The sequence below is a fragment of the Blastococcus jejuensis genome, assembly GCF_039534705.1.
GTDB lineage: Bacteria > Actinomycetota > Actinomycetes > Mycobacteriales > Geodermatophilaceae > Blastococcus_B > Blastococcus_B jejuensis.
In genome coordinates this window covers 587,739-602,705 of sequence record NZ_BAAAVV010000002.1, presented here as the reverse complement: position 1 = coordinate 602,705, position 14,967 = coordinate 587,739, and the positions used below count along the sequence as shown (strand labels likewise).

The window sequence follows — 14,967 nt, the reverse complement described above, 5'->3', positions numbered from 1 at the left end:
GCCTAGCGTCGGGGCACCGCCACCCGCGAACGAGGGAGTTCCGTGGACCTGTCAGGCAAGGTAGCCATCGTCACCGGCAGCGGCCGCGGGCTCGGCCTCGCGTACGCCCAGGAACTGGCTCGGGCCGGTGCCGCCGTGGTCGTCAACGACGTCGACAGCGACGTCGCGCAGGCCGCCGTCGCGAGCATCACCGAGGCCGGCGGCACCGCCGTCGCCGAGGTCGTGCCCGTGGGCTCCAGCGAGGCCGCGCAGGCGCTCGTCGACCGCGCGGTCGAGGAGTTCGGCCGGCTCGACATCCTGGTCAACAACGCCGGCATCCTGCGCGACACGACGCTCTGGAAGATGAGCGACGACGACTTCGACGCCGTGATCACCACCCACCTGCGGGGCACGTTCACCTGCACCCGGGCCGCGGCGGTGCGCATGCGCGAGCAGGGCGAGGGCGGCCGGATCATCTGCGTCGGCTCCCCCACCGGTCAGGTCGGCAACTTCGGGCAGACCAACTACGCCGCCGCCAAGGCCGGCATCGTCGGCATGGTCCGCACCTGGGCGATGGAGCTCGCCCGCGCCGGGATCACGGTCAACGCGATCGTGCCGGTCGCCGCGACGTCGATGACCGAGACCGTGCCCTTCCTCAAGCCCTACATCGACGCGTTGCAGGCCGGCGAGCCGCTGCCGCCGTTCGCGCGCCAGCAGCTCGGCTTCGGCACCCCGCAGGACGCGGCCGGGCTGGTCGCCTTCCTCGCGTCGGACGCCGCGGCCGGCATCAGCGGTCAGGCCGTGGGCATCGGCGGGGACCGGCTCGCCCTCTGGAGCCACCCGGCCGAGGTCGTCGTCGAGTTCGCCGACGGCACTGGCTGGTCGGCCGACGCGATTGCGCAGATCTGGCCGGACCGCTTCGCTGGCTCGCAGCAGACCGTCGGCCAGCAGCTCCCGGAGGCACCCCAGTGAATCTCGACGACCTGGTCGCCATCGACGTGCACGTGCACGTCGAGCAGGACCTGCACGGGCACATGTCGATGGACGACGAGCTGCTGACCGCGGCGTCGAAGTACTTCAAGGGCGACCCGTACCACCCGACCGTGCCGCAGATCGCCGACGACTACCGGGCGCAGAACATGGCCGCGGTGATCTTCACGGTCGACTCGGAGATCGCCACCGGGCACCCGACGCTGTCCAACGAGGAGATCGCCCAGGCCGCCGCCGAGCACCCCGACGTGCTCATCCCGTTCGGGTCGATCGACCCCGCGCGCGGCGCGGCCGGCATCCGGGCCGCCCGCCGGCTGGTCGAGGAGCACGGCGTGCGCGGGTTCAAGTTCCACCCGTCGATCCAGGCGTTCGAGCCCAACGACCAGCAGCACTACCCGCTGTGGGCGGAGCTGGAGAGCCTCGGCGTGCCGGCGCTGTTCCACACCGGGCAGACCGGCATCGGCTCGGGCCTGCCGGGTGGCCGCGGCATCAAGCTGCGCTACTCCGACCCGATGCTGCTCGACGACGTCGCCGCCGACTTCCCCGGCCTCACCGTGATCATGGCCCACCCCTCGGTGCCGTGGCAGGACGCGGCGATCTCGGTCGCGACCCACAAGGCCAACGTCTACATCGACCTGTCGGGCTGGTCGCCGAAGTACTTCCCGCCGCAGCTGGTCCGCGCCGCCAACACCATGCTCAAGCACAAGGTGCTGTTCGGCTCCGACTACCCGCTGCTGCGCCCCGACCGCTGGATCCGCGACTTCGAGGGGCTGGAGATCAAGGACGAGGTCCGCCCGCTGATCATGAAGGAGAACGCGATCCGCGCACTCGGCCTGCGCAATGCGTAACGCCGGCCTCGGCTCCTGGCCCGAGCGCCGGCTGCGCATCTCCCCCGGCCGCGACGCGATCTGGTTCGAGGGGACGACGACCTCGCACGCCCAGTTCGCGCTCCGGGTCCGGCGCGCCGCCGCGGCGCTGGCCGGCCTCGGCGTCGCCGCCGGGGACCGGGTGGCGTGGACCGGGGGCAACCACCCCTCGGCGCTGGAGACGCTCTACGCCTGCGGCCAGCTCGGCGCGATCTGGGTGCCGGTCAACGCACGGCTCGCCGTGCCGGAGGCCGAGTACGTGCTGGCGCACTCGGGCGCGTCGGTCGTCGTCCACGGGCGCGAGCACGGCCCGCTGGCCGACGCGCTGCGCCACGTCGTCGCCACCTGGATCGCGGCCGAGCCCCCGGCCGACGGCGGCGCGGACTCCCTGCCCTACGAGGACCTGCTGGCCGCGGCCGACCCGGAGCAGCGGGACGAGCCGGTCGCGCTCGACGACCCGTGCCTGATCATGTACACCTCCGGCACGACCGGGCGCCCCAAGGGCGCGGTCCTCACCCACGGGAACATGACCTGGAACGCGGTCAACCAGTTCATGGGCATGGACTTCACGCCGAGCGAGCGGACGCTGGCCCTGGCGCCGCTGTTCCACATCGGCGGCCTCAACGGCACCGTCAACCCGGCGCTGCTGCGCGGCGGCTGCGCGGTGATCGTGCGCCGGTTCGACCCGGCGGAGACCCTCGCCGTCATCGAGGAGCAGCGGGTCACGTCGTTCTTCGCCGTCCCCACGATGCTCGACGCGATGTCGCGGGAGCCCGGCTTCCGCACCCGCGACCTGTCGGCGCTGCGCACCATCGGCGCGGCAGGCGCGCCGCTCCCCCTGCCGACGCTGCGCACCTGGCTCGACCGGGGCGTCACGATGCAGCAGTCCTACGGGATGACCGAGGCCGCGCCCGGCTGCACCGTGCTCGACTCGGCCGACGCCGAGCGAAAGGTGGGGTCGGCCGGCAAGCCGGTGTTCTTCACCGACGTGCGGGTGGTGCGCCCCGACGGCAGCGCGGCCGACGTCGACGAGATCGGCGAGATCGTCGTCCAGGGGCCGAACGTGATGGCCGGCTACTGGAACGAGCCGGAGCGCACCGCCGAGGTCCTCTCCGACGGGTGGTACCGCACCGGGGACGCCGGGTCGCTCGACGACGAGGGCTACCTCTACATCCGCGACCGGTACAAGGACATGATCATCTCGGGCGGGGAGAACATCTACCCCGCCGAGGTCGAGTCGGCGCTGCTCGAGCTCCCCGAGGTGGTCGAGGTCGCCGTGATCGGCGTGCCCGACCCGCGGTGGGGCGAGGTCGGGCTGGCCGTCGTCGTCCCCGCCCCCGGCACCGCCCCCGACCCCGAGGCCCTGCGCACGGAGCTGCGGGCCCGCCTGGCAGCCTTCAAGGTGCCCAAGTACGTGGAGTTCGTCGACGATCTGCCCAAGACCGCGACCGGCAAGGTCCGCAAGCCCGACCTCCGGTCCCAGTACGCCCACACCGAGGAGAAGCCCGCATGACCACGACCACCACCCTCGCCGAGCTGCCCTCGCTCAAGGGCCAGGAGCTCGGCACCAGCGACTGGATCGAGGTCACCCAGGAGCGCGTGAACCTCTTCGCCGACGCGACGGGCGACCACCAGTGGATCCACATCGACGTCGAGCGCGCCAAGGCCGAGAGCCCCTTCGGCGGGCCGATCGCGCACGGCTACCTGACCCTCTCGTTGTTGGTGCCGCTGGTGTCCCAGACCTACACGATCAGCGACGCGAAGATGGGCGTGAACTACGGCCTGAACAAGGTGCGCTTCCCCGCCCCGGTGCCCGTCGGGTCGAAGGTCCGGGCCCGCGTGACTCTCAAGGACGTGGAGGAGGTCGCCGGCGGGCTGCAGAACACCTTCGCCGTCACCATCGAGCGCGAGGGCGGCGACAAGCCGGTCTGCATCGCCGAGTGGGTCACCCGCGTCTACGGCTGATCGGCGTTCCGTGCGCGATCCCGCCGGGCCGGCGCTGGCTGCGTGGCTGGACGACCTGCACGCCTGGGACGCGGCGCGCGGCGGGGACGGCCCGGCGACCATCGCCTACGGCGACCACCCCGAGCAGGTGGCCGACCTCTGGTTGCCCGACGGCGTCGCCGCCCCTCCGGTCGTCGTCAGCCTGCACGGCGGGTACTTCGCGGCCGCGTTCGGCCGGGACCTGCACGACCCGATGGCGCGGGAGCTCGCGCGGCGCGGGTTCGCCGTCTGGAACGTCGAGTACCGGCGCACCGGCACCGGGGGGCTCCGCGAGACGACCGGTGACGTCTGGGCCGCGGTCGACGCGCTGCCGGAGGTCGGTGCCGGTCCGGTGGCGGTGGTCGGGCACTCGGCCGGCGGGTTCCTGGCCGAGTGGCTCGCCTCCCACCCCCGGGTCGGGCTCGTGGTGCCTCTGGCCGGCGCGCTCGACCTCGCGGCCGTCGTCCGGGCCGGGTGGGACTCCGGGGCCGTCAGCGCGTGGCTGGGAGCGGGCCCGGACGACGACCCGGCGCTGTACGCGGCGGCCGACCTGCGCCGCCGGCTGCCGGGTTCGGCCGACCGGGTGCTCGTCCACGGCACGGCCGACACGAGGGTCGGCGTCGAGCTGTCCCGGGCCTACGCCGCGCTGACCGGGGCCGAGCTCGTGGAGCTCCCGGACGAGGGGCACTTCGGCTTCCTCGATCCGCGGGAGCCCGCCTTCGAGACGGTGGTCGCCGTCCTCGACCGGTGGCGTGGATCAGGACCCGGCTGAGCGGAGTTCCTCGAGGATCGGCGCGGCGACCTTGAACGCGTGGTTGGCGGCCGGGACGCCGGCGTAGATCGCCGCGTGCTGGATGACCTCGGCGATCTCCTCGTCGGTGAGGCCGTTGTTCTTCGCCGCGCGCACGTGCAGGGCGAATTCGTCCCAGTGCCGCAGCGCGATGGTGATCGCCAGCGTCAGCAGGCTGCGGTCGCGGCGGGCCAGGCCCGGCCGCTGCCACAGGTCGCCCCAGGCGGTGCGGGTGATGAAGTCCTGGAAGTCGGCGGTGAACGGCGTCGTGTTCGCCACCGCGCGGTCGACCCACGCATCGCCGAGCACCTGCCGGCGGGTGGCCATGCCGGCGTCGCGGCGCTGGTCGTCGGTGTTCGGCGCGCTCATCGGGAGGCTCCCTCGAGGTGGGCGAGCAGGGCGGCGGTGACCTCGGCCGGCTGCTCCAGGTTGGCCAGGTGGGCGCCGGGGCTGACCGTCAGGAGCTGTGCCCCCGCGATGCCGTCGGCGATCGCCCGCTGGTGGTCGGGCGGCAGCGCGAGGTCGTCAGCGCCGGAGATCACCAGCGTGGGGGCGGTGATCGTTCCCAGGTCCGCGCGCAGGTCCATGCGCGCGACCACCTCGCAGCAGGCGGCGTAGCCCTCGTCGTCCGCCCCGGCGATCATCGCCTCCAGCCGGGCGACCAGGTCGGGGTGCTCGGCGGCGTACGGCGGGGTGAGCCAGCGGCCGACCACGGCCGGCGCGAGCGGCGCCGTCCCTCCGCTGCGGACGGTGGCCGCGCGGTCGAGGAAGGGCTGCGGGTCGGTCTTCGCCGACGTGCACAGCAGCGCCAGCCGGTCGAGGCGGTGCGGCTCGCGGGCGGCCAGCCGCATCCCGGTCATGCCGCCCAGCGACAGCCCCACGACGTGCGCGCGCTCGGCGCCGACCTCGTCCAGCAGCGCCACCACATCGTCGACCAGGTCGTCGAGCGCGTAGGGACCGGCCGGCGCCGGCGACTGCCCGTGCCCGCGGGTGTCGTAGGTGACGACCCGGAAGCGCTCGGCCAGGGCCGGCACCTGCGGGTCCCACATCGCCCGGGTGGCGCCGAGGGAGTTGGAGAGGACGACGACGGGGGCGTCGTCGGCCCCCGCCACGCTGTACGAGACGGCTGTCGCGGTCACTCGGTCCCCTCGGTCAGTCGGCGGTGCTCGGCGAGGACGGCGTCGACCTGGGCACCGGCCTCGCCGACGTCGGGTGCGGCGGCCTCGAGCAGCGCCTCGACGTCGACCCCCGGGATGCCGGCCACGACGTCGGGCAGCGGCCGGCCGCTGGTGCCGGCCCGGTGGACGGCGTCGGCCGCGGCGTCGTGCGCGGCGCCGCGGCCCATCGTCGGCTCGAGCGCCTCCGCGAGCGCCGCGGCCAGCGCGCCCTCGACGGAGGCAGCCACGGTGGCGGCCATCCGTCGGGTGTCGGGCCGCAGCCCGCCGAGGCCGTCGGCCAGCCAGGCGGCCGCCGAGCCCACCGTCGTGAGCAGGTCGGTGAGCGTCGGCCACTCGCTGTGCCAGGCGCCGGCCGCGCGCTCGTGCTCCTGCTCCATCGCGGCGAGGAGGGTGGCGACCAGACCGGGCGCCCGGCGCGCGCACGCCCGGGCGGAGATCGCGGCGACCGGGTTGCGCTTGTGCGGCATGGCCGAGGACCCGCCGCGGTGGTCGCCGCTCTCGGAGACCTCGGCGATCTCGCTCTGCGCCATCAGCACGAGGTCGACGGCGACGGTGGCCAGCACGCCCGCGGCGGCCCCGAGCGCGCCGGCGAGGTCGGCGATCGGCAGCCGCACGGTGTGCCACGGCACCGGGGTGTCGGCGAGGCCGAGCTCGGCGGCCAGCGCCGTCCGCAGGGCGACGCCGGACCCGCCGCTGGCCACCAGCGTGCCGGCGGCCCCGCCGTACTGCACCGGAAGCGAGGCCCGCACCTCGGCCAGGCGCAGCCGCGCCCCGTCGAGACCGGACAGCCAGCCGGCGGCCTTGAGCCCGAAGGTCGTGGGCAGCGCCTGCTGCATCAGCGTGCGGCCCATGACGACGTCGTCGCGGTGGGTCTGCGCGAGCCGGGCGGCCGCCGCGGCGGCGGCCTCCAGGTCGGCGTCGATCGCGGTGATCGCGTTGCGGGCCAGCAGGACCAGCGCGGTGTCCAGGATGTCCTGGCTCGTCGCGCCGACGTGGACCGCGCGGGCCGCCTCGGGCCCGACCGCGTCCTGCAGCACCCGGACCAGCGGCGGCACCGGGTTGCCGGCGTCGGCGGCCTTCGCGACCACGCGGGCCAGGTCGAGGCGCGAGGGGTCGGCGCAGGCCGCACCCACGGCGTCGGCCGCGGTCGCGGGCACCAGCCCGGTCCGCGCGGCCGCCCGCGCGAGCGCGGCCTCGACCTCCAGCAGGGCGCGGAACCACGCATCGTCGGAGACGGCCGCGGCCGCTCCCCCGCGGGCGAAGGTGCCGTCGAAGAGGGTCCCGGTCACGGGTGCTTTCTACCGTGCGCGCGCTCGGCAGGGCTCATACGTCGAAGAACACCGTCTCGCGGTCGCCCTGCAGGTTGACGTCGAACCGGTAGCCGTCGTCGGTCCGCTCGGCGATCAGCGTCTGCCGGCGGTCGTCCGGGAGACCACGCAGGACGGCGTCCTCGGCATTGGCCTCGGCCTCGTCGGCGAAGTAGATCCGGGTGACGACGCGGTCGAGCAGGCCGCGGGCGAAGATCGAGACGTCGACGTGCGGAGCCTGCAGGCCACCCTCGCCGTCGGGCACGCGCCCCGGCTTGAGGGTGAAGACGGCGAACTCCCCGGTGAGCGTCTGCGCGCGGGCGTAGCCGCGGAAGCCGGGGTAGGTCGCCGCCCCGCGCGGGTCCTCGGGCGAGGCGAAGCCGCCGTCGGGGTCGGCCTGCCAGGTCTCCACCATCGCGTCGGGGACCACGTCACCGTTGCCGTCGAGCACCCGGCCGCGGATCCAGAAGCCGCCCTCGCTGCCCTCGCTCGCGGCCCAGACGCCGTCGGCCCAGGTGAGCCCGATGGCGAGGTAGGGGCCCACGGTCGCGCTGGGCGTGGGGCCCAGCCGCAGCGGGTCGGCCAGGAAGCCCGTGCCGCGCCGCCCGGAGCGGGGCTGGAAGGGGACGGCGGGGTCCGGCGGGACGTCCAGCGGGTTCACGGTCACGCGATGCCTCCCGCGCGATTCCGCGCCTCGATCCGCTCCTCGGTCGCTGGCGCTCCCTGCGATGCTCCCTCGGCTGTCATCACGCGACATCTCCGTCGTCGTCGGTCTCGAACGGGGTCTGGTCGCTGCCGCGCAGCACGATGTCCCACTCGAAGGCCAGCGCCCAGTTGTCCTGGGTGCGCTCGAGGGAGTACCGGCTGACCGCGCGGTGCCGCGCCGCGTCGGGGATGGCGTTGTAGATCGGGTCCTGGCCGAACAGCGGGTCGCCCGGGAAGTACATCTGGGTGACCAGCCGCTGGGTGAAGGCCCGCCCGAACAGGCTGAAGTGGATGTGCGCCGGCCGCCACGCGTTGTGGTGGTTGCCCCAGGGGTAGGCGCCGGGCTTGATCGTCATGAACTCGTAGCGGCCGAGGCTGTCGGTGACCACCCGGCCGAGCCCGTCGAAGTGCGGGTCGAGCGGCGCCGGCCAGTTGTCGACGACGTGCCGGTAGCGGCCGGCCGCGTTGGCCTGCCACACCTCGACCAGGGCGTCGGGCACGGGGCGCCCGTCGCTGTCGAGCACGCGGCCGTACACGAGGATCCGCTGCCCCACGGCCTCGCCGCCGTTGCGCCAGGTCAGGTCGCCGTCCTGCGCCGTGACGCGCTCCTCGCCGAGCACCGGACCGGTGACCTCGGTGAGCCGCTGCGGCAGGTCGACCGGCGTCCGCAGCGGCGCGCGCAGGCCCGTGCTGCGGTAGTCGGGGAACGCCACGGGGGTGCGCAGCGAGACGTCCTCGCGCAGGTACCGCGGCAGGTGCAGGCCGCTGGGAGATGTGGTCCCGGTCATGCCGGGACCGTACGGCGGCGGGCTACTCTGCCCAAGCCAGATCTTCCACTGGATGAAAGGCGAGCCCGACATGGCCGGCCGCAGCGCGTCCCCCGGACGCTCGGTGACCTCGCGCGCCCTGGGCATCCTCGACGCGTTCGACACCGCGAGCCCGCGGCTGTCCCTCTCGGAGATCGCCGAGCGCTCGGGCACCCCGCTCACCACGACCCACCGGCTGCTCGCCGAGCTCACCGAGTGGGGGGCGCTGATCCGCCGCTCCGACGGGCGCTACGAGATCGGCCGCAAGCTGTGGGACCTCGGCCTGCTCGCCCCGGTCTCGCTCGAGCTGCGCCAGGTCGCCGCCCCCTTCCTGCTCGACGTGCACACCGCCATCCGCGACACCGTGCACCTCGCCGTCCGCGAGGGCCTCTCCGCCCTCTACGTGGAGCGGATCTCCGGGCGGGAGTCGGTGCCGGTGGTCAGCCAGGTCGGCAGCCGGCTGCCGCTGCACGCGACCGGGGTCGGGAAGGTGCTGCTCGCCGCCGCCCCGCCCGACGTCGCCGAGCAGGCGCTGCGCTCGCTCACCCGGCTGACCCGGCACACCGTCGTCGACCCCGGGCGGCTGCGCCGCGAGCTGGCCGAGGTGCGGCGCCGCCGGTACGCCCGCACGTCGGAGGAGATGTCGCCGGGCGCCGCGTCGCTGGCCGTGCCGGTCCAGGTCGAGCGGCGCGCCGGACCGGTCGTCGTCGCCGCGCTCGGCATCGTCGTGCCCCCGCACCGGCGGGACCTGCCCCGGCTCGTGCCGGTGCTGGAGGTGGCGGCGCGCGGCATCGGCCGCGAGCTGGCGCGCACGCGCGAATTCCGCTGAACGGAAGATCGAGGTATCCATCCGACGGGCCTCCCGGTCACACTCGCACCGTGCGCACCCAGGTAGCCATCATCGGGGCCGGCCCGGCCGGTCTGCTCCTCTCGCGACTGCTCACCCTGCAGGGCATCGACTCGGTCGTGCTGGAGAACCGCTCCCGCGAGTACGTCGAGGCCCGGATCCGGGCAGGCATCCTCGAGCAGCACACCGTCGACACGCTCATCGAAGCCGGCGTCGGCGACCGGCTGCGCCGCGAGGGCCTCGAGCACCGCGGCATCTACCTGCAGTACCCGGGCACGCGGCACAAGCTGGACTTCCCGGAGCTGTGCGGCCGGACCGTGTGGGTGTACGGCCAGACCGAGGTCACCAAGGACCTCATCAAGGCCCAGCTCGACGGCGGCCCGCCGCTGATCTTCGACGTCTCCGGGGTGGTGCTCAAGGACGTCGCGACCCACCACCCGCGGGTCCACTTCACCGACGCCGAGGGCACCCCGCAGGTGCTGGAGTGCGACGTCATCGCCGGCACCGACGGCTTCCACGGCGTCTCGCGGCCCGTGGTGCAGCACGGCACGAACGGGCGGGTGTGGGAGCGCACGTACCCCTACGCCTGGCTCGGGATCCTGGCCGACGCCGCACCCGCCACCGACGAGCTGATCTACGCCTGGCACCCCGAGGGCTTCGCGCTGTACTCGATGCGCTCGCCGACGGTCTCCCGGCTCTACCTCCAGGTCGACCCCACCGAGAAGATCGAGAACTGGTCCGACGACCGGATCTGGGACAACCTCGCCACCCGGTTCGCCCTCGAGGGCTGGGAGCTGAGCACCGGCACCATCACCGAGAAGTCGGTGCTGCCGATGCGCTCGTTCGTCAGCGCGCCGATGCGGCACGGCCGGCTGTTCCTCGCCGGCGACGCAGCCCACATCGTGCCCCCGACCGGCGCCAAGGGGCTGAACCTGGCCGTCGCCGACGTGACGATCCTGGCCTCGGCGCTGGTGCGGCTGCTCCAGGAGAACAAGACCGACCTGGTCGACAGCTACTCCGACCGGGCGCTGGCCCGCGTCTGGCGCTGCACGCACTTCTCCTGGTTCATGACCTCGATGCTGCACCGCTCCGGCGACGACTTCGACGCCGAGCTGCAGCTGTCGCAGCTGCGCCGGATCGCCGCGTCCGAGCCCGCCGCGCGGGAGCTCGCCGAGAACTACACCGGCCTGCCGCTCGACCTCTGAGCGCACGGCCGGGTTCAGGCCCCGGCGGCCCTCAGGTAGGTGACCACGGCCGCGACCCGGCGGTGCAGTTCGGGCCCGTCACCGAGGCGGAGCTTCCCGAAGATCGCCCCGATGTGCTTCTCGATCGAGGACTCCGACAGGTACAGCCGCGCGGCGATGGCCGCGTTGGACCGGCCCTGGGCCATCTCGCGCAGCACGTCGAGCTCCCGGCCGGTCAGCTCGTCGAGAGCCGACGACGGGTCACGGCGACGGCGGCCGACCAGCGCGTCGAGCAGCACGGGGTCGACCACCGACCCACCCCGGCACGTCTCGGCGAGCGCGTGGACCAGCTGCGCGCGGTCGCCGATCCGCTCCTTCAGCAGGTAGGCCAGCCCGTCGGCGCCGTCCCGGAACAGCTCCAGCGCGTACCCCTCGTCGGCGTGCTGCGAGAGCACCACGACACCCACGCCCGGGTGGCCCGCGCGGATGGCGTGCGCGGCCCGGATGCCCTCGGTGCCGTGACCGGGCGGCATGCGGATGTCGGTGAGCACGGCATCGGGACGGAGCCGCTCCACCGCGTCCAACAGCTCGTCCGCCGTCCCGACCGCGGCCACGACCGTCACCTCCTCCGTCGACTCGAGCAGCTGCCGGGTGCCCTCACGGACCAGGTAGCTGTCCTCGGCGAGGACCACCCGCAGCTCAGACATGCCCGGCCACCGGGAGGACCCCACGCAGCGTCGTGCCGTACCCCGGCCGGCTGGTCACCTCCAGGACCCCTCCGGCAGCGGCCAGCCGGTCGCGCAGCCCGGTGAGGCCGCCGCGGGGCTCACGGGGATCGGCGAAACCCCGGCCGGGATCACGGACGGTGACCGTCAGGAGGCCGCCCGCCGCCGTGATGGAGACGTGCGCGTCCGCGGTGTCCGCGTGCTTGAGCACGTTGGTGACCCCCTCCAGCACGAGAAAGTAGGCCGCAGCCTCCACGGGCTCGCCGAACCGGCTGCGTTCCACGTCGGGCGACACGTCCAACCGGGTGTCCAGCGGCAACCGGGCCAGCGCCGAGCGCACCGCCTCGACCAGCCCGCAATCGGTGAGGACGGCGGGGTGGATGCCCCGGGCCAGCTCCCGCAGGTCCCGGTGCACGGAGCCGATCGCCTCTCCGATGGCGCCCAGTTCCCGTTCGACGGCCTCGTCCCCCTCCCCGAGGCGCGCCCGTGCCAGCTCGACCCGCGCCAGCAGCGCCAGGAGCTGCTGCTGCGCGCCGTCGTGCAGGTCGCGCTCGATCCGGCGGCGTTCGGAGACCGCGACCTGCGCGATCCGGGCCCGCGACTCCTCCACCGCCGCGAGCCGGTCGGCCTCCTCGGTCCGTCGCAGCAGCCCGATCAGGAACGACGCCGGCACGGCGGTGGCCGCGCCGACGAACAGGGCGGTCTGCACCTCGGGGCCCAGGACGCGCTCGGCCAGACCCGTGCTGACCAGGCCCGCGACCAGGACGGCGGTGGTGACGATCGGCCACCGCATCTGCCCCCGGTCGAGCACCGAGGCGCCCCGGTAGCGGGCCAGCAGCAACCCCAGGCCGAGCAGCGGCGCAGCGAGGGCGACCAGGAAGGCCCCGGAGGCGGACGCGAGCGCGGCCAGATGCGCCGGGTTGGGCCCGGTCGGCAACTCCAGCACCGACACGATCCGCGGGCTGCCGAGGACGGCGACCGTGGTGACGATGGCGGTGGCCACGGCCGCGACCCGCACCGGTCCAGCCACCCAGGCCCACGCGTACTGGCCGGTGGGATAGCGCGCCAGCAGGTCGAGCAGCGCGACGAAGCCGGATGCGAACAGCACCGCCGACACCCAGCCGACCGTCGCCGCCGGCCAGCTCCCGCCGGGCAGCCGCGCCCCCGCCACCGCCCCGGCGATCCCCGCCAGGTGCAGGACCCCGACCGCCAGCAACCGGTCGGCCACGGGGTGCCCCGGTCGCAGGGCACGGGCCGTCGCACCGGCGGCGTAGAAGCCGAACGGCAGGGCGGCGGCGGTGAGCACCCTGCCCGCCTGGTCCGGCAGGACGGCCGGGGAGAGCAGCACGGCGAACGCGCAGGCAGCGCCGGGCAGCATCCACGGCCCGCCAGGGAAGCTCACGCCGCCATTGTCGCGGCGGGACCGGCGTGGTCGAGGGGGGTGGCCTCCGGAAGAGGTGCGGCCGTCCGCAATCGGCCGGGCGGGGAGCCTCGTTCCGCCGATGCTCCACGGCGGCCGAGCCTGGACGGACCCGATCCCCCCGCCCGGAGGTCCCGATGCCCACCCGACCGTCCACGCCCGCGCACCCCGCCGCCGACCCCGCTCGTCCGATCGCCAGCCGTCCCCACCGCACGCCCGCCCGGCTGGTCGCCCTCGGCGGCCTCGGGGTGGCCGTCACCACCGCGCTCGAGGTACTCACCGCTCCGTACAGCCCGGCTGTCCGCGCGTATCCGGTCAACGGCGCCGTGCACACGGCCAAGGTCATCGCCGTCGTTGCCTTCGTGGCCGGCGTGCTGATGCTCGCCGCACGGCTGCGCGAGCCGCTGGGCCGGCTTGGCTCGGCCGCGATGGCGGTGGTGGGGCTCGCGACAGTGGGGGGTGCCGTGCCCTACAGTCTCGTCGAGGCCTTCCTGGACCCGAGCCTTCCGCCGGCCGAGGCGGACCAGCGGCTCGAGGCGATCTATGCCGAGCAGACGTGGATCGCCGGAGTCTCGACGGTCGCCCTGCCGCTGGTGCTGGTCGGGCTGGTCACGCTCGCCGTCGTCGCCCTGCGCCGCCGCCTGGTGCCCGCCTGGGCGCCGATCGCCTCCCTGGTGGCGCTGCCGGTCGCCGTGCTGGCCGGGATCGCCGGCGAGGCGGGGCTGCCGATCCCGCACCCGCCGGCGTGGCTCTTCCTCGGCCTGTCCGCCTACGGCATCGCGCTGCTCCGGACGCCCACGGCGATCGGAGCCCGCTCACCGGTGCCCGCCTGACCATCCAGCCGAGCCGCGGCCGCCGCGGCCAGCAGTCCGCCGACGTTGGCCGTCAGGTGCAGCAGGGCCGGCGCGACGAGGCTGCCGCTGCGGCGCCGGAGCTCGGCGAAGAGGACGTCGGCCGCCGCGGTCCCGGCGCAGGCGGCGAGCACCGCGCCGGCCCGCCGGCCCGGCGTCGCCCGCGGGCTGTTGGTCGTGACCGCGTCGAGGGCGGGCCGGACGTGCCACACCGCGAACAGCGCCGGCGCGGCCACCGCGGCCTGCCGGGGAGACAGCGTCCGGGCGAGTGCCGCCCGCAGCACGCCACGGAAGGCGACCTCCTCCCAGAGGACGGTGCCGACCGGGATGCCGACCAGCGCCCGCCGCACCACCGCCCGGCGGTCGAGCTCCGCCACGCGCGCGTCGCGCAGCAGCGGGCGCAGCGCCGGGACGGCGAGCGCGGTCGCGTACCCGGCGGCCAGCACGAGCGACGGTCCGGCACCCCGGCGCAACCCCGCCCGCGCTCGTGCGCCGTCGAGCTCGGCGGCGGACAGGCCCGACGCCCGGGCGGCCGCGAGCAGCACGGCGGTCGCTGCCCCGTTGACCGCCGCGTACCGCCCCGGCCGATCCCCCAGCCGCGGCACGAGCAGGTTGTTCCAGGTGGCCAGCACGGCGACGAGCAGGCCGGTCAGCGAGCCGGCCGTCCGGCGCGTCGGGGGGCGACCATGCACGGGTGCCATCCTCGCGCCGGAGCCGCGCTGTGGCCGCGTCCGCGGCGCCCGCCTGGGCCCGCGCCGTTGCCGTCGGCTGCGCCGTCCTCTGCGGCGTCGTCGTCGGCATCGCCGGCGAGCTGTCGGCCGGGGCGCTGGTCGCGGTCGGGATCGCCGCCGCCGTCGTCGTCACCATCGGCCTGCGGCGGCGGGCCGGGGCGGCGGCCCGGCCGGTCGGCCGCGCGGGACTCCCGTGGCTGGCCTGGCTGGCGGCACCGGCGGCCTGGGAGGCCGTCGCCCTCGCCGACGACCGCACACCGACCCTCAGCGATCTGCTCGACCCCGTGCTCGCCCAGCCGGCCGTCCGGGCGGCGGCCACCCTCTGCTGGCTGGCCGCCGGCGCCTGGCTGGTCCGCCGACCCGCGCTGACCCTGCGGGTCGTCCCGGCGCCGCGGCGACGGATCGCGCCCCTTCCCGAGGCCGTGGCCGCCGCCATGCGCACGGCATCCGGCCGGGTCGCCGTCCTGCTGGCCTGGTCCTGGATCGGCGTCCACTTCCTCGCCCGCTGAGCCCCCCGGCGGACAGTCCGGGGCGGATCTCGCCGTCCGCCCCGGGCCCGGGCTACCGGCGGGTAGGAAGTGTGGGATCGTCGCAAGCGACCACGA

At 75.0% G+C, this 14,967-nt stretch carries 17 protein-coding genes; 9 read left to right on the top strand and 8 right to left on the bottom strand.

Annotated features, from left to right (window positions below):
* Positions 1-42 precede the first annotated feature (42 nt).
* From ABD644_RS06585 to ABD644_RS06565, 5 genes are read left to right on the top strand one after another with little or no spacing between them, the layout of a single operon-like run.
* Entirely contained in the window at positions 43-951 is a 909-nt protein-coding gene (locus ABD644_RS06585; protein WP_344687883.1) for an SDR family NAD(P)-dependent oxidoreductase, read from the top strand.
* Positions 948-1,817 (top strand): amidohydrolase family protein, encoded by an 870-nt coding sequence (locus tag ABD644_RS06580; protein ID WP_344687882.1) that lies wholly within the window; start codon positions 948-950, stop codon positions 1,815-1,817. Before ABD644_RS06585 ends, ABD644_RS06580 begins: the two co-directional genes overlap by 4 nt.
* Entirely contained in the window at positions 1,810-3,348 is a 1,539-nt protein-coding gene (locus ABD644_RS06575) for an acyl-CoA synthetase (RefSeq protein ID WP_344687881.1), read from the top strand. The genes ABD644_RS06580 and ABD644_RS06575 overlap by 8 nt, the downstream gene beginning before the upstream one ends.
* The gene (locus ABD644_RS06570; protein ID WP_344687880.1) at positions 3,345-3,800 is read left to right on the top strand and encodes a MaoC family dehydratase; all 456 of its coding nucleotides are present in this window, start codon (positions 3,345-3,347) and stop codon (positions 3,798-3,800) included. Before ABD644_RS06575 ends, ABD644_RS06570 begins: the two co-directional genes overlap by 4 nt.
* A 10-nt stretch (positions 3,801-3,810) precedes the next feature.
* A complete protein-coding gene (locus ABD644_RS06565; RefSeq protein WP_344687878.1) occupies positions 3,811-4,590 on the top strand; it encodes an alpha/beta hydrolase family protein in 780 nt (259 codons plus the stop codon).
* Here ABD644_RS06565 and pcaC read toward each other — a convergent pair.
* From pcaC to pcaH, 5 genes are all read right to left on the bottom strand, one after another.
* Entirely contained in the window at positions 4,576-4,977 is a 402-nt protein-coding gene (gene pcaC / locus ABD644_RS06560) for a 4-carboxymuconolactone decarboxylase (protein ID WP_344687877.1), read from the bottom strand. The genes ABD644_RS06565 and pcaC overlap by 15 nt on opposite strands.
* A complete protein-coding gene (pcaD, locus tag ABD644_RS06555) occupies positions 4,974-5,747 on the bottom strand; it encodes a 3-oxoadipate enol-lactonase (protein WP_344687876.1) in 774 nt (257 codons plus the stop codon). Before pcaD ends, pcaC begins: the two co-directional genes overlap by 4 nt.
* Entirely contained in the window at positions 5,744-7,075 is a 1,332-nt protein-coding gene (pcaB, locus tag ABD644_RS06550; RefSeq protein WP_344687875.1) for a 3-carboxy-cis,cis-muconate cycloisomerase, read from the bottom strand. Before pcaB ends, pcaD begins: the two co-directional genes overlap by 4 nt.
* 34 nt (positions 7,076-7,109) lie before the next feature.
* Positions 7,110-7,760: a protocatechuate 3,4-dioxygenase subunit alpha gene (gene pcaG / locus ABD644_RS06545; protein ID WP_344687874.1), complete on the bottom strand. Its 651-nt coding sequence runs from the start codon at positions 7,758-7,760 to the stop codon at positions 7,110-7,112.
* Between the two features lie 79 nt (positions 7,761-7,839).
* A complete protein-coding gene (gene pcaH, locus ABD644_RS06540) occupies positions 7,840-8,586 on the bottom strand; it encodes a protocatechuate 3,4-dioxygenase subunit beta (RefSeq protein WP_344687873.1) in 747 nt (248 codons plus the stop codon).
* Positions 8,587-8,638: 52 nt separating this feature from the next.
* On the opposite strand from pcaH, the gene ABD644_RS06535 reads away from it, so the two are divergent.
* A complete protein-coding gene (locus ABD644_RS06535; RefSeq protein WP_344687872.1) occupies positions 8,639-9,433 on the top strand; it encodes an IclR family transcriptional regulator in 795 nt (264 codons plus the stop codon).
* Positions 9,434-9,483: 50 nt separating this feature from the next.
* Complete coding sequence (locus ABD644_RS06530) at positions 9,484-10,656, top strand: 4-hydroxybenzoate 3-monooxygenase (RefSeq protein ID WP_344687871.1); 1,173 nt, start codon at positions 9,484-9,486, stop codon at positions 10,654-10,656.
* Positions 10,657-10,670: 14 nt separating this feature from the next.
* On the opposite strand, the gene ABD644_RS06525 is transcribed toward ABD644_RS06530, so the two are convergent.
* Both ABD644_RS06525 and ABD644_RS06520 read right to left on the bottom strand, forming a co-directional pair.
* Positions 10,671-11,342 (bottom strand): response regulator transcription factor, encoded by a 672-nt coding sequence (locus tag ABD644_RS06525; protein WP_344687870.1) that lies wholly within the window; start codon positions 11,340-11,342, stop codon positions 10,671-10,673.
* The gene (locus ABD644_RS06520; RefSeq protein ID WP_344687869.1) at positions 11,335-12,762 is read right to left on the bottom strand and encodes a sensor histidine kinase; all 1,428 of its coding nucleotides are present in this window, start codon (positions 12,760-12,762) and stop codon (positions 11,335-11,337) included. Before ABD644_RS06520 ends, ABD644_RS06525 begins: the two co-directional genes overlap by 8 nt.
* Positions 12,763-12,917: 155 nt before the next feature.
* On the opposite strand from ABD644_RS06520, the gene ABD644_RS06515 reads away from it, so the two are divergent.
* Positions 12,918-13,613, top strand: coding sequence for a hypothetical protein (locus tag ABD644_RS06515; RefSeq protein ID WP_344687867.1), 696 nt, complete (start codon positions 12,918-12,920; stop codon positions 13,611-13,613).
* Here ABD644_RS06515 and ABD644_RS06510 read toward each other — a convergent pair.
* Entirely contained in the window at positions 13,550-14,323 is a 774-nt protein-coding gene (locus ABD644_RS06510) for a CPBP family glutamic-type intramembrane protease (RefSeq protein ID WP_344687866.1), read from the bottom strand. The two genes, ABD644_RS06515 and ABD644_RS06510, sit on opposite strands and share 64 nt — an antisense overlap.
* 29 nt (positions 14,324-14,352) lie before the next feature.
* Between ABD644_RS06510 and ABD644_RS06505 the strand changes: the two genes are divergently transcribed.
* Positions 14,353-14,871 carry a DUF6186 family protein gene (locus tag ABD644_RS06505; RefSeq protein WP_344687865.1) on the top strand — a complete coding sequence of 173 codons (519 nt, stop codon included), beginning with the start codon at positions 14,353-14,355 and terminating at the stop codon, positions 14,869-14,871.
* Positions 14,872-14,967 lie beyond the last annotated feature (96 nt).

Bases quoted from the DNA above. Each gene is read 5' to 3' on its own strand.
- ABD644_RS06575 (WP_344687881.1), top strand. From the start codon at position 1,810: ATGCGTAACGCCGGCCTCGGCTCCTGGCCCGAGCGCCGGCTGCGCATC.
- ABD644_RS06570 (WP_344687880.1), top strand. From the start codon at position 3,345: ATGACCACGACCACCACCCTCGCCGAGCTGCCCTCGCTCAAGGGCCAG.
- pcaC (WP_344687877.1), bottom strand. From the start codon at position 4,977: ATGAGCGCGCCGAACACCGACGACCAGCGCCGCGACGCCGGCATGGCC.
- pcaH (WP_344687873.1), bottom strand. From the start codon at position 8,586: ATGACCGGGACCACATCTCCCAGCGGCCTGCACCTGCCGCGGTACCTG.
- ABD644_RS06535 (WP_344687872.1), top strand. From the start codon at position 8,639: ATGAAAGGCGAGCCCGACATGGCCGGCCGCAGCGCGTCCCCCGGACGC.
- ABD644_RS06525 (WP_344687870.1), bottom strand. From the start codon at position 11,342: ATGTCTGAGCTGCGGGTGGTCCTCGCCGAGGACAGCTACCTGGTCCGT.
- ABD644_RS06515 (WP_344687867.1), top strand. From the start codon at position 12,918: ATGCCCACCCGACCGTCCACGCCCGCGCACCCCGCCGCCGACCCCGCT.